12 protein-coding genes are annotated in these 13,581 nt (G+C 67.8%); 6 read left to right on the top strand and 6 right to left on the bottom strand.

Annotated features, from left to right (window positions below):
* The first annotated feature begins 26 nt into the window (after positions 1-26).
* From murJ to trxA, 6 genes are all read left to right on the top strand, one after another.
* Entirely contained in the window at positions 27-2,243 is a 2,217-nt protein-coding gene (murJ, locus tag ACH4DZ_RS13800; protein ID WP_398287275.1) for a murein biosynthesis integral membrane protein MurJ, read from the top strand.
* A gap of 118 nt (positions 2,244-2,361) precedes the next feature.
* Positions 2,362-4,086, top strand: coding sequence for a protein kinase family protein (locus ACH4DZ_RS13805; protein ID WP_398287276.1), 1,725 nt, complete (start codon positions 2,362-2,364; stop codon positions 4,084-4,086).
* A gap of 26 nt (positions 4,087-4,112) precedes the next feature.
* Positions 4,113-4,823: an RNA polymerase sigma factor SigM gene (gene sigM / locus ACH4DZ_RS13810; RefSeq protein ID WP_398287277.1), complete on the top strand. Its 711-nt coding sequence runs from the start codon at positions 4,113-4,115 to the stop codon at positions 4,821-4,823.
* Positions 4,820-5,776, top strand: coding sequence for an anti-sigma factor family protein (locus ACH4DZ_RS13815; RefSeq protein WP_398287278.1), 957 nt, complete (start codon positions 4,820-4,822; stop codon positions 5,774-5,776). Before sigM ends, ACH4DZ_RS13815 begins: the two co-directional genes overlap by 4 nt.
* Positions 5,777-5,970: 194 nt before the next feature.
* Positions 5,971-6,939: a thioredoxin-disulfide reductase gene (trxB, locus tag ACH4DZ_RS13820; protein ID WP_398287279.1), complete on the top strand. Its 969-nt coding sequence runs from the start codon at positions 5,971-5,973 to the stop codon at positions 6,937-6,939.
* 44 nt (positions 6,940-6,983) lie between these two features.
* Positions 6,984-7,316: a thioredoxin gene (gene trxA / locus ACH4DZ_RS13825; protein WP_398287280.1), complete on the top strand. Its 333-nt coding sequence runs from the start codon at positions 6,984-6,986 to the stop codon at positions 7,314-7,316.
* Positions 7,317-7,415: 99 nt separating this feature from the next.
* On the opposite strand, the gene ACH4DZ_RS13830 is transcribed toward trxA, so the two are convergent.
* From ACH4DZ_RS13830 to yidC, 6 genes are all read right to left on the bottom strand, one after another.
* Positions 7,416-8,033, bottom strand: a complete 618-nt coding sequence (locus ACH4DZ_RS13830; RefSeq protein WP_398287281.1) for a GNAT family N-acetyltransferase — start codon at positions 8,031-8,033, stop codon at positions 7,416-7,418.
* Positions 8,034-8,356: 323 nt separating this feature from the next.
* Positions 8,357-9,460: a ParB/RepB/Spo0J family partition protein gene (locus ACH4DZ_RS13835; RefSeq protein ID WP_398287282.1), complete on the bottom strand. Its 1,104-nt coding sequence runs from the start codon at positions 9,458-9,460 to the stop codon at positions 8,357-8,359.
* Positions 9,457-10,530 carry an AAA family ATPase gene (locus ACH4DZ_RS13840; protein WP_107020407.1) on the bottom strand — a complete coding sequence of 358 codons (1,074 nt, stop codon included), beginning with the start codon at positions 10,528-10,530 and terminating at the stop codon, positions 9,457-9,459. The genes ACH4DZ_RS13835 and ACH4DZ_RS13840 overlap by 4 nt, the downstream gene beginning before the upstream one ends.
* 374 nt (positions 10,531-10,904) lie before the next feature.
* A complete protein-coding gene (gene rsmG / locus ACH4DZ_RS13845) occupies positions 10,905-11,621 on the bottom strand; it encodes a 16S rRNA (guanine(527)-N(7))-methyltransferase RsmG (protein WP_398287283.1) in 717 nt (238 codons plus the stop codon).
* A gap of 139 nt (positions 11,622-11,760) precedes the next feature.
* Complete coding sequence (locus ACH4DZ_RS13850) at positions 11,761-12,273, bottom strand: protein jag (RefSeq protein ID WP_398287284.1); 513 nt, start codon at positions 12,271-12,273, stop codon at positions 11,761-11,763.
* Positions 12,274-12,292: 19 nt separating this feature from the next.
* Positions 12,293-13,579, bottom strand: coding sequence for a membrane protein insertase YidC (gene yidC / locus ACH4DZ_RS13855; RefSeq protein ID WP_398287285.1), 1,287 nt, complete (start codon positions 13,577-13,579; stop codon positions 12,293-12,295).
* Positions 13,580-13,581: the final 2 nt, after the last annotated feature.

A 13,581-nucleotide genomic window follows, 5' to 3' on the forward strand; every position in this document is an offset into this window, starting at 1 on the left:
CCCGGGGACGATGAGGTGGGGTAACCATGAACGCGCCGTACGACGGTGACCGCGGTCAGGGCGCGGGAGGCTCCGGCCACCCCGACGGCCCGCCGCAGGGCCCGCCGGATCCAGGCGAGGTGCCTCCGCAGCCCGCGGCCGAGGTGTACTTCCAGGACGCCTACGCCCAGGACCCCTACCAGGCGCAGGACCTGTCCGCCCAGGATCCTGTCACCGAGGCCCTCTACGACCGCGCCGCGCATCCTCCGCCGCCGCCCGGCACGTACCAGCCGCAGCCCCCGCTCTACGCCCAGCCGCCCCAGTCCGCGTACGCCCCCGACCCCCGGGTGTGGGCGCAGACGCCTGCGCCCGAGCCGGAGGGCCCCACCCAGTACCTGCCGTACGGGGACGATCCCCGTACGACGCAGTTCGTGGGCGTGGACGACCTGGTGACCCAGGCCGGCGAGGAGCGCCACGAGCCGGACGCGTTCGCTCATCTCTTCCGTGACCAACAGCAGGGCGGCGCCCAGCCCCCGGCGGGGCCGCCCAGCGTTCCCCCGCCGGCGGGGGAACAGGCTCCGGCCGCCGCGACGCCTCCCGTGCCCGCGGCCGCCCCCGCCAAGAAGTCCGGGGGCCGTGCCTCGGGGCTGCTGAAGTCGAGCGCCGTGATGGCCGCCGGGACCATGGTGTCCCGGCTCACCGGCTTCATCCGCTCCGCGCTGATCGTCGCGGCGCTGGGCGTCGGCCTCCTCGGCGACACCTTCCAGGTCGCCTACCAGCTGCCCACGATGATCTACATCCTGACCGTCGGCGGCGGCCTCAACTCCGTCTTCGTACCGCAGCTGGTGCGGGCCATGAAGGACGACGAGGACGGTGGGGAGGCGTACGCCAACCGTCTGCTGACCCTCGTCATCGTCGTTCTCGGCCTGCTCACCGCACTGGCGGTGCTCGCCGCACCCCTTCTGGTACGCGCGCTGTCGACGCGGGTCGCGGGCGATCCTGCGGCCAACGACGTCGCCGTCACGTTCGCCCGCTACTTCCTGCCCACGATCTTCTTCATGGGCGTCCACGTGGTGATGGGTCAGATCCTCAACGCGCGCGGGAAGTTCGGCGCGATGATGTGGACCCCGGTCCTCAACAACGTCGTCATCATCGTGACGCTCGGACTGTTCATCTGGGTGTACGGCACCTCCGGCAGCTCTCACATGGAGGCCGCGACCATCCCGCCGGAGGGCGAGCGGTTGCTCGGCCTCGGCGTCCTGCTCGGCCTCGTCGTCCAGGCCCTCGCGATGATCCCGTACCTGCGCGAGACCGGCTTCCGACTGCGCCTGCGCTTCGACTGGAAGGGCCACGGACTCGGCAAGGCGGCGATGCTCGCCAAGTGGACCGTGCTCTTCGTCCTCGCCAACCAGGCCGGCGCGATCGTCGTGACCCAGCTGTCCACCGCGGCGGCGGGCAACGGCTCCGGGAGCAAGGGCACCGGCTTCGCCGCCTATGCCAACGCTCAACTCATCTGGGGCCTTCCGCAGGCCATCATCACGGTCTCCCTGATGGCTGCCCTGTTGCCACGGCTCGCGCGCTCGGCCCACGAGGGCGACACCGGCGCCGTGCGCGACGACATCTCCCAGGGGCTGCGTACGACGGCCGTGGCGATCGTGCCGATCTCCTTCGGCTTCGTCGCACTGGGCATCCCTATGTGCACGCTGATGTTCGGCGCCTCCGGTACCAGCGAGGCGACGAACATGGGCTTCATGCTGATGGCCTTCGGCATCGGCCTGATCCCCTACTCCGTGCAGTACGTGGTGCTGCGTGCCTTCTACGCGTACGAGGACACCCGCACCCCCTTCTACAACACGGTCATCGTAGCCGTCGTCAACGCCAGTGCCTCCGCGCTCTGTTTCCTCCTGCTTCCCTCGCGCTGGGCGGTCGCGGGCATGGCCGCGTCGTACGGTCTCGCCTATGCCATCGGTGTCGGGGTCGCGTGGCGGCGGCTGAGCAAGCGGCTGGGCGGCGACCTGGACGGCGGCCGCGTCCTGCGTACCTACGCGCGGCTCGCGATCGCCGCGGTACCGGCCGCGCTGCTCAGCGGCGCGGCCTGCTACGGGATCAGCAAGTCGCTGGGACAGGGCGTCGGCGGCTCGTTCGTCGCCCTGCTCGGCGGTGGTGTCGTACTGCTCGGTGTCTTCTTCGTCGCGGCGCGACGGATGCGTATCGAGGAACTGAACGGAATGGTGGGCATGGTCCGCGGGCGCCTTGGGCGCTGAGAGCGGGGTAGGCGCACAACCATCGTCCGCGACCGCGTGTCGTGCAGAGGGACGGACTGTGGGCACAATTGGCTTTGGCGTCGGACAGCGCGCAACGAATGGGGAGGCAGGAGCGACGGTGGCGGAACGGAGCACGGCTGCCGTCGACGTGGCGGACAACAGCGGCGATGAGCCGCTGACCGCGAAGGCGGACCAGTCCACGGCCGACGGGGTGGCCCAGAACCGGGAGCGGGACACGGACAGCTCGGAGAGCACAGAGGCACAGGGGAGCGGGGGGAACGAGAGCCCCGGCAGGACTTCACCGCCCGAGTTGCACAGTGGTCACAAACTCGCCAGACGTTACCGCCTGGAGGAGTGCGTCACCCGTGTGGACGGTTTCAGCAGTTGGCGTGCGGTGGACGAGAAACTCCGCCGCGCCGTCGGTGTGCACCTGCTGCCCGCAGACCATCCACGGGCGCGGTCCGTCCTCGCGGCGGCCCGTTCGTCCGCCCTGCTGGGCGACCCCCGGTTCGTCCAGGTCCTGGACGCGGTCGAGGAGAACGACCTCGTCTATGTCGTGCACGAATGGCTGCCCGACGCCACGGAGCTGACGACGCTCCTGGCCGCCGGAACGCTGGAGGTGCACGAGGCGTACCAGATGGTCAGTCAGGTCTCCCAGGCGATGGCCGCCGCGCACCGCGAGGGGCTGGCGCATCTGAAGCTGACCCCTGGCGCCGTGCTGCGCACCTCGTCCGGCCAGTGGCGCATCCGGGGCCTCGCCGTGAACGCCGCGCTGCGCGGCATCACTTCCGACACCCCGCAGCGCACGGACACGGAGGCGATCGGCGCTCTCCTGTACGCCACGCTCACCCAGCGCTGGCCCTACGAGGACGACGCGTACGGACTCTCCGGACTGCCCAAGGGCGTCGGCCTCATCGCACCCGACCAGGTACGCGCAGGCGTGCACCGCGGTATGTCGGAGCTCGCGATGCGCGCGCTCGCCAACGACGGCGCCACCGCGTCCCGCCAGGAACCCCCGTGCACCACGCCGGAGGAACTGGTGAAGGCGATCGGCGAGATGCCCCGCATCCGTCCGCCCGAGCCGGCGTTCACCGCGCCGCCCGAGTATCAGCGGACGACGTACCAGCAGGGCAACTACGGCCGCCCCGCGCCTCACCCGGGATCCACCCAGGCGATGCCGGCGCCGCTTCCCCCGCTGCAGACCCGCACGGGCAAAGCCCTCAAGTGGGCTGTGTCCGCGCTTCTGATCGCCGCGCTGGGACTCGGCAGCTGGCAGCTCGCCGACGCGCTCATGGATCACGGGAAGTCCGACGAGACGGGCGACACCCAGATCACGGACGACAACGACAAGAGCGGCGAGGAGACGAAGCCGGCCAAACCGCTGACCATCCAGAGCGCTGCGGAGTACTACCCGGACGGCAAGCCCCAGCACGCGAACGACGTGGGCCTGACGTACGACAAGGACAGCTCCACCTACTGGAGGACGTACTCCTACCGGGGCGGTCCCAAGCTGGCCCCCTTCAAGCAGGGTGTCGGGATCGTCTACGACCTCGGATCCGAGAAGGAAGTATCGGCGGCCTCGATAGGGCTGTACTACGCGGGCGACCACACGACGGCCACCCTGTACGCGGCCAACTCGTTGTCGTCCTCGCAGAGTCTGGGTTCGATGACGAAGATCGCTGCCGGCACGACCAGTACGACGGACTTGAAGATCTCGGCCAAGAAGGCTGTGAAGACCCGGTACGTTCTGGTCTGGATCACCGCGGTGCCGAACGCGGCCGGCGACCAGTTCAGTGGCGCCGGTTACAAGCAGGCGATCACCGATGTGAAGTTCACCGGCTGAGGAGCAACCGAGGGGGAGGAGGTTCGATGGCGGACGGCGCCTACAGCGAAGTAAGCGATCAGGACCTCCTCGCCCGTCATGTCGAGGGTGATCCCGATGCTTTCGGCGAGCTCGTACGGCGTCACCGCGACCGGCTCTGGGCCGTGGCCCTGCGGACGCTGGGCGACCGAGAGGAAGCCGCAGACGCCGTCCAGGACGCTCTCGTCTCCGCCTACCGGGCCGCCCACACCTTCCGCGGCCAGTCTGCCGTCACCACCTGGCTGCACCGGATCACGGTGAACGCCTGCCTGGACCGGGCCCGCAAGACGGCCTCCAGGAAGACCTCACCCGTGGACGACACGGAACGCCTGGAGCAGCTCCTGGAACCGCATGAGTCGGCCTCCGCGCCGGCCGAGCGCAATGATCTGCACCGTGAGCTGCTGGCGGCCCTGCGTACCCTGCCCGCCGATCAGCGGGCCGCTCTCGTCCTGGTGGACATGCAGGGCTACCCCGTGGCGGAGGCCGCCAGTCTGCTCGACGTGCCGATCGGCACGGTCAAGAGCCGCTGTGCTCGTGGCAGAGCCAGGCTTCTCCCCCTGCTCAAACACCTGCGCACGGACAGTGCGAGCGACAGACCGAGCAAGAAGTCGAGCGAGGGAAGGAACCGTACGCAGGGGACATCCGTCCCACCCGCAGCGGGACCACATGACGGACCAAGCGATTCAGCGGCTGTGAAGGGCGGAGGTGGGCGAGCGTGACATCCACGACCGACACGGCCGGGCACCCGGACGTCACGGAGATCTCCGACCTCACCGAAGGTCTGCTCCCTCCGTCCCGGTCGGCGGATGTACGACGCCATCTGGACGACTGCACCCTCTGCACCGACATGTACGACTCGCTGGAAGAGATCCGCGGCCTGCTCGGCACGCTGCCGGGCCCACTGCGGATGCCCGACGACGTCGCCGGACGCATCGACGCCGCCCTCGCCGCCGAAGCCCTGTTGAACGCCACAGTGCCTGGCACCTCTGGTGCGGGCGACCTCTCGTCCGTGAGTGAGTCCCGTCCGTCGGCCGACGACGAGCGCGAGGAAGTGAGTTGCGGCGGCAGCGGCAGCGGGCATGTTTCACGTGAAACATCGACCGTGACGGACCGCCCCGCAGGACGTCCTCGTGCCGCGACCGGGCCGGGTCGCACGAACCGCCCCCGTCGCAGTCGCCGCAGCACCGTCGTCCTGGGCGCCATGTTCACGGCGGCCGCGCTGGGCCTCGGAGGCCTGCTGATCCAGACGATGGGGGGCGACGGTACGGGCAACGACCCGCCGTCGGTATCTCCGCAGCGGAGCGACTCCGCGGACACCTTCGCCGGGGAGGAGCTGGAGGGTCAGGTCGCGGATCTCCTGGCCAAGGCGGAGAAGGAGAAGGACGGCGGTCCTCGCAGCTCCCGCCCCCAGGGCACCGCGTCCACCGACGGGCCGAAGGTCTTCAACACACCCTCGGTGCCCGGCTGCGTCATGCAGGGGATCGGCCGCGATGCGATCCCGATCGCCTCCAAGGAAGGCTCCTACGAGGGCACGGACGCATACCTCGTGGTGCTGCCCGCCGCCACCGACCTGACACAGGTCACGGCTTACGTCGTCGACTCCGCCTGTGTGGACAAGCCGTCGGTCTCCGGTGGCAAGGTTCTGCTGGAGCACACCTACCCGCGCAGCTGAGTCTGCTCGGCTCCGTCACGGACCGCCCTCGGCACGCTTCGTCCCGGTCCCGACCTCCCCTCGCGGTGACTCGTCTTCGTGTGCCCGGACACAGTGGGAATGCGCGCCCCTTAGGATCCGTTGGGTGGGGTGAGAGTTCCGAGAGAAGCTCCCCCGGTCGTACGTAGCAGTCCCCAGAGACGAGGAATCAAGCCGTGACCGACGTCCGTAACGTGATCATCATCGGCTCCGGCCCCGCCGGCTACACGGCGGCGCTCTATACCGCGCGCGCGTCGCTGAAGCCGCTGGTCTTCGAGGGCGCCGTCACCGCGGGTGGTGCCCTCATGAACACGACCGAGGTGGAGAACTTCCCCGGCTTCCAGGACGGAATCATGGGCCCCGAGCTCATGGACAACATGCGGGCACAGGCCGAGCGCTTCGGTGCCGAGCTGATTCCGGACGACATCGTCTCGGTCGACCTCAGCGGTGAGATCAAGACCGTCACGGACACCGCGGGTACTGTCCACCGGGCAAGGGCCGTCATCGTCACCACCGGCTCGCAGCACCGCAAGCTGGGTCTGCCGAAGGAGGACGCCCTCTCCGGACGTGGCGTCTCCTGGTGCGCGACCTGTGACGGCTTCTTCTTCAAGGACCAGGACATCGCCGTGATCGGCGGCGGCGACACCGCCATGGAGGAGGCCACCTTCCTCTCCCGGTTCGCCAAGTCCGTGACCATCGTCCACCGGCGCGAGACGCTGCGCGCTTCCAAGGCGATGCAGGAGCGCGCCTTCGCCGACCCGAAGATCAAGTTCGTCTGGGACAGCGAGGTGGCCGAGATCCAGGGCGACCAGAAGCTCGCCGGCCTGAAGCTGCGCAACCTGAAGACCGGCGAGACGTCCGAGCTGCCTGTCACCGGCCTGTTCATCGCGATCGGCCATGACCCGCGCACGGAGCTCTTCAAGGGTCAGCTCAACCTGGACGAGGAGGGCTACCTGGAGGTCGAGGCGCCCTCGACCCGCACGAACCTGACGGGTGTCTTCGGCGCCGGCGACGTCGTCGACCACACCTACCGCCAGGCGATCACCGCGGCCGGCACCGGCTGCTCCGCAGCTCTCGACGCCGAGCGATTCCTCGCCGCCCTCGCGGACGGCGAGCCTGCGGAGCCCGAGAAGACCACTGTCTGACCCCCCGATCCGCCCCACCGCACCAACCAGTTAAGGAGCCCGCCGTGGCCGGCACCCTGAAGCACGTGACAGACGACTCTTTCGAGCAGGACGTACTGAAGAGCGAGAAGCCCGTACTGGTGGACTTCTGGGCTGCTTGGTGTGGTCCGTGCCGCCAGATCGCGCCGTCCCTTGAGGCGATCGCCGCCGAGTACGGCGACAAGATCGAAATCGTCAAGCTCAACATCGACGAGAACCCGGGCACGGCCGCCAAGTACGGCGTCATGTCCATCCCGACCCTGAACGTCTACCAGGGTGGCGAGGTCGCCAAGACCATCGTGGGCGCGAAGCCGAAGGCCGCGATCGTGCGGGACCTTGAGGACTTCATCGCCGACTGATTCAGCAAGCCGTCGCTCGCGAGCGACGATGTTTCACGTGAAACACGAATGGGCCGACCCCGACGGGTCGGCCCATTCGTATGTTCAGCACGGCGCGCTCTACAACGGGCGCAGAGCTGGTTCCTTCTGTACGGCCCCCAGCAACCGGTCGAGCGCCAACTCCACGTCTTCCTTCCAGGAGAGCGTCGTCCGTAGCTCCAGACGCAGACGCGGATACGTCGGGTGCGGCCGGACGGTCTTGAAGCCCACGGCCAGTAGATGGTCAGCGGGAAGGACACAGGCGGGCTCTTTCCACCGGGCGTCCCCGAAGGCCTCGATGGCTTTGAAGCCTCGCCGCAGTAGATCCTTGGCAACCGTCTGGACCATCACCCGCCCGAGCCCCTGTCCCTGGAACTCCGGCAGGATGAAGGCCGTCATCAACTGGATAGCGTCGGGCGAGACCGGACTCGTCGGAAATGCCGTTGAGCGCGGCACGTAGGCGGGCGGTGCGTACATCACAAAGCCCACCGGTGCGTCGTCCACATAGACGACCCGGCCGCAGGATCCCCATTCCAGCAGGACGGCGGAGATCCACGCCTCCTTTTCCAGGTCGGGAGTGCCTTCCTTTACCGCGGCCTGGCCGCTGACTGGGTCCAACTCCCAGAAGACACACGCGCGACAGCGCTTGGGAAGGTCCTGAAGGTTGTCCAGCGTGAGCGGTACGAGCCGGCGCCCCATGAAGGCAGTTCCTCGCTTCCCTCGCCCGCGGCATCGCGGGCGGCTGTCAGAGCACTCCGTTCCCGGAGCAGGCTGCCGACGAACCCTCCGACTGCGCCTATCCCCAGACCCGCGCTCACCAGTCCTGTGCGGCTCACCGTTCGCATGGCCTCCGCCTCCCCACAGAAGGTACTGCCAGGTGGTGCGCCATACCCGAACGCATCGTATCCACGATGCGATTCCATCGATACCGACAGAAAGCAAAGAACGGGCCGTGTTCCGGTACACACCGGACACAGCCCGCTCCACCGCCGGGCCAGTCGCAACCGACCGGCCATCGAGACTCAGGACTCCGTGTCCTCGGAGTCGTCGTCCACGAGACTCTTCTGCAGAACCGGTCCCTCACCCGGAGCGAGCGAGCCGAGGATGCGCTCCAAGTCCTCGACCGAGGCGAACTCGACGGTGATCTTGCCCTTCTTCTGACCGAGGTCGACCTTCACCCGGGTCTCGAAACGATCCGAGAGACGACCCGCGAGATCGTTGAGCGCCGGAGAGAGCAGAGAACCGGCCCTCGGTCCCTTGGAGCGCGGAGCCGACTGCGGCCGCGAACCCATGAGGGTGACGATCTCCTCGACGGCCCGCACCGAGAGTCCCTCGGCCACGATCCGATGAGCCAGACGGTCCTGTTCCTCCGAGTCCGCGACAGAGAGCAGCGCCCGGGCGTGTCCGGCGGAGAGGACTCCGGCGGCCACACGGCGCTGGACCGACGGCGAGAGCTTCAGCAGACGCAGGGTGTTGGAGACCTGAGGGCGTGACCGCCCGATGCGGTCGGCCAGTTGATCGTGCGTGCAGTTGAAGTCCTGGAGCAGTTGGTCGTAGGCGGCAGCCTCTTCCAACGGGTTCAGCTGAGCCCGGTGCAGGTTCTCCAGAAGAGCGTCCAGGAGGAGCTTCTCGTCGTCCGTGGCTCGCACGATCGCCGGGATGGCCTCAAGCCCTGCCTCACGGCAGGCCCTCCAGCGCCGCTCGCCCATGATGAGCTCATAGCGCGTCGGCCCCGCCTGCCGTACGACAACCGGCTGAAGAAGCCCGACCTCCTTGATGGAGGTGACGAGTTCGGCGAGAGCGTCGTCGTCGAACACCTCTCGGGGCTGCCGCGGGTTCGGCGTGATGAAGTCGAGGGGCAACTCAGCGAAGTACGCACCCACAGGTGCCGCCGGAGCCTCCCCGAACACACTCACCGACGGCTCTTCCGGCTCATGCGAGACCTGGGCCGGCGGAAGCGAGGCAACCTTGGCCGCCGCCACCCCACGCTCGGCGGTGAGCACCGGTACGGCTCCCGGCGATGTGGAAGCTCCGCCCATCGCCGGTGGTACCGCCTTCTCCCCTGTCGGGGCAGCAGGGATCAGTGCGCCGAGACCACGGCCCAACCCCCTCCGTCGCTCGCTCACTGGATCCCCTCCACCATGCTCTGTTCATTGTGTGCGCCCATGTGGGCATGTTGCGCGTCGTAGGCCACACCGGCCCCGCGCAATGCGATCTCGCGCGCCGCCTCAAGATAGGAGAGGGCGCCGCTCGATCCCGGGTCGTAGGTCAGCACCGTCTGCCCATAGCTGGGGGCTTCGGAGATACGGACCGAGCGCGGAATGCTCGTTCGCAGTACCTCTTCGCCGAAGTGGCTGCGCACCTCGTCGGCGACCTGGGATGCGAGACGCGTCCTGCCGTCGTACATGGTGAGCAGGATCGTCGACACGTGCAGGTTGGGGTTGAGGTGTCCCCGCACCAGGTCGACGTTGCGCAGCAGCTGGCCCAGGCCCTCCAGTGCGTAGTACTCGCACTGGATCGGGATGAGGACCTCCGCGCCCGCGACGAGCGCGTTGACCGTCAGCAGTCCCAGGGAGGGTGGGCAGTCGATGAGGATGTAGTCCAGCGGCTGCTCGTACGCCAGGATCGCCCGTTCCAGTCGACTCTCACGTGCCACCAGGGACACCAGCTCGATCTCCGCACCGGCGAGATCGATCGTGGCAGGAGCGCAGAAGAGGCCTTCGACGTCTGGGACCGGCTGAACAACCTCGGAGAGTGGCCTGCTGTCGATCAGCACGTCGTAGATGGACGGAACTTCGGCGTGATGGTCGATCCCCAGCGCGGTGGACGCATTGCCCTGGGGATCCAGGTCGATCACCAGGACCCGGCCGCCGTGCAGCGCGAGAGAGGCAGCAAGGTTGACCGTGGTCGTGGTCTTTCCGACCCCGCCCTTCTGGTTGGCGACCACCATGACGCGGGTCTGCTCAGGCCGTGGCAGGCCCTCGCCGGCTCGGCCTAGAGCCTCCACAGCAAGTTGGGCAGCACGACCGATGGGAGTGTCGTCCATCGGGGGCGGTGTTTCACGTGAAACATCGTCCCCGATCGACTCGGTTCGGGGACCGGGGACCGGATCGGTCATCGGTCCCGCGATGTTGGCGTCGGACCGCAAGGATTCACTCTCCTCGACTTCAGGCTCGCAATGAACAGAGCCTCCCATGCCATCGGGGTCGTGAACCAGCGAGGCCCGTGCTTCTGTGGAGAAATCCACCTCTGTGGACAACTCCATGCCCTCTTCGGGGGGCGCGCTTCGGTCAGGAGAGGTTCTTTTCCCGGAGGATCCCAAGGATCCCAGCGGGTTACGGTCGCGGGGTTCGGCCGCAGCGCGGCCGCGACCGATGATGCCGTGCAGCAATGAGCGACGTTTCACGTGAAACACGATGCACAGCACGCGGGGCCGCCATCGCGCGACACTCCGGCATGCACAGCTTTGGCAGCTTGTGTGGAGTACGTCTCGTCGTCAGGACGGATCAGTCACCATGTCTCCGCCCCGACGACGTACACCCACCGTCCGACGTCCCTGCCGGACCGCCGTCAGCGACGCCTTCGGGTCCTTCCCGTCCGCGCTGCCTTCGCCCGTTTGGCCGCGAACCGCACACCCCCTGGGCTCTCCCCGACCTCCACACGCACCACCGTGGCCAGGGGTTCCACCACGCCCTCGCCGACGTGCAGCACCGAAGTGTCGACGGCTCCGAGCTTGCTCAGGGCGGCGCCGGCGCTCTTGACCTCTTCCTCCGCGGTATCGCCCTTGAGGAGGAGCATCTCTCCGTACGGACGCAGGAGCGGGACTCCCCAGGCCGCGAGGCGGTCCAGAGGAGCCACCGCCCGGGCCGTCACCACGTGGACCGGAGGCAGCTTGCCGAGGACCTCCTCGGCGCGCCCACGGACGACGGTGACATGGTCGAGCCCCAGCAGCTCGACGACCTCGTTGAGAAAGTTCGTGCGCCGCAGCAGCGGCTCAAGCAGTGTGATCTTGAGGTCCGTGCGGACAAGGGCCAAGGGGATGCCGGGAAGACCGGCCCCGGACCCGACGTCGCACACGGTCACGCCCTCCGGAACCACTTCCGAGAGCACGGCACAGTTCAACAGATGCCGTTCCCACAGACGAGGTACCTCACGAGGACCGATCAGACCGCGCTGAACTCCCACGTCGGCCAGCAACTCCGCGAACCGAACCGCGTCCGCGAAGCGATCACCGAATACCGCCCGAGCCTGCTCGGGCGCAGGGGGGAGCTCCGCTGCCTCCGTCACGGGGAACCGTCCTTCCGTACCGCTTGAGCGCACGACGCGCTGACTACAAGGACTATCAGGAACTATCGACACACACCGGGCTGACAAAATTCGGCCCCGCCTGCGAACACAGACGGGGCCGGGAGTACGACGTGCTTGATCAGGCAGGGAGCACGACAACGAAGCGCTGCGGCTCCTCGCCCTCGGACTCGCTGCGCAGGCCGGCAGCCTTGACGGCGTCGTGCACCACCTTGCGCTCGAAGGGCGTCATCGGGTCCATCTTGACCGGCTCTCCGGAGCTCCTGACCTCGGCCGCGGTCTTCGCGCCAAGCTCGGAGAGCTCCTCACGCTTCTTGGCGCGATAGCCCGCGATGTCCAGCATCAACCGGCTGCGGTCTCCGGTCTCCCGGTGCACGGCCAGGCGTGTGAGCTCCTGGAGTGCCTCCAGCACCTCGCCGTCACGGCCGACCAGCTTCTGCAGGTCGCGGCCGTTGGAATCACTGATGATCGAGACAGCCGCACGATCGGCCTCGACATCCATGTCGATGTCGCCGTCGAGGTCGGCGATGTCCAGCAGACCCTCAAGGTAGTCGGCCGCGATCTCGCCCTCCTGCTCCAGGCGGGTCAGGGTGTCGCCACCCTCAGGGGCAGCGGCGGTGGTGCCTTCCGTCACGGGATGGACTCCTTCTTGCTTACTTCTTGGACGGGGACTTGGGCCGCTGCGGACCCTTGCGCTGTCCGGACTGGGCCTTGCTGCGGGTGCCGCCGGACGCGGGCTCACCACCCGCCGGCTTGGGGCCGGGCTTGGCGTCCTGCGGTTCGTCGGACTTGCTGAGGGAGGTCTTCGGCTCGGACTCGCCCGCGGCCTTGGCACCGCCCTGGACCGTGCCCGACTGCCGCTGGGACTTGCTCTGCCGCTTGGGCTGCTGGCGCTTGGGAGCCGCGCCCGCCGCCGGGGTGCCGTCCTCGGTCTCGACCAGGGTCGAGGCCTCGCTCTTCACCACATTGCCGTCGGCCTGGGCCGCCAGGCCCGCCTTGGTCAGACCGTTGATGAACTTGCGCTCGAACTCGTTGCGGTCCCGGCCCTTGGCGACGATGGCCTTGACGATGGCCTTCTGTCCGCGTCCACGGGTCTTGCCGTGCTGCGTGACGTGCTTGTGCAGGCGCTCCAGGTAGGAGGCCTGGGCCTTGGAACCCGGCGTCGGGTTGTTGCGGATGACGTACATCTGCTGGCCCATGGTCCACACGTTGGTGGTCAGCCAGTAGACGAGGACACCGACGGGGAAGTTGATGCCGAAGACGGCGAACATGACCGGGAAGACGTACATCAGCATCTTCTGCTGCTGCATGAACGGCGTCTTGACCGTGGTGTCGACGTTCTTCGTCATCAGCTGACGCTGCGTGTAGAACTGCGAGAACGACATCAGGACGATCATGATCGCCGTGACGACGCGCACGTCGGTGATCGAGGAGCCCAGTGCTTCGACCTTGGCACTGCCGTCCGTGAACTTCGCGGCCAGCGGGGCGCCGAAGATGTGCGCCTTCTGCGCGCTCTCCAGCAGCCGGTCGTTGATCACGCCGATGGTGTCGTTCGACGCGATGCCGTTGAGCACGTGGTACAGGGCGAAGAAGAACGGCGACTGCGCCAGGATGGGAAGGCACGAGGAGAGCGGGTTGGTGCCCGTCTCCTTGTACAGCTTCATCATCTCTTCGGACTGGCGCTGCTTGTCGTTCTTGTAGCGCTCCTGGATCTTCTTCATCTCGGGCTGCAGCGTCTGCATCGCCCGGGTGGCCTTGATCTGCTTCACGAAGAGCGGGATCAGGCAGATACGGATCAGGATCACCAGGGACACGATGGACAAGCCCCAGGCCCAGCCCGTGTCGGGGCCGAAGATGGCGCCGTACACCGAGTGGAACTGGACGATGACCCAGGAAACGGGTGTCGTGATGAAGCTGAAAATACTGGCAATCGTGTCCACTA

This window comes from Streptomyces sp. NPDC017991, assembly GCF_044328075.1.
Classification (GTDB): Bacteria; Actinomycetota; Actinomycetes; order Streptomycetales; family Streptomycetaceae; genus Streptomyces.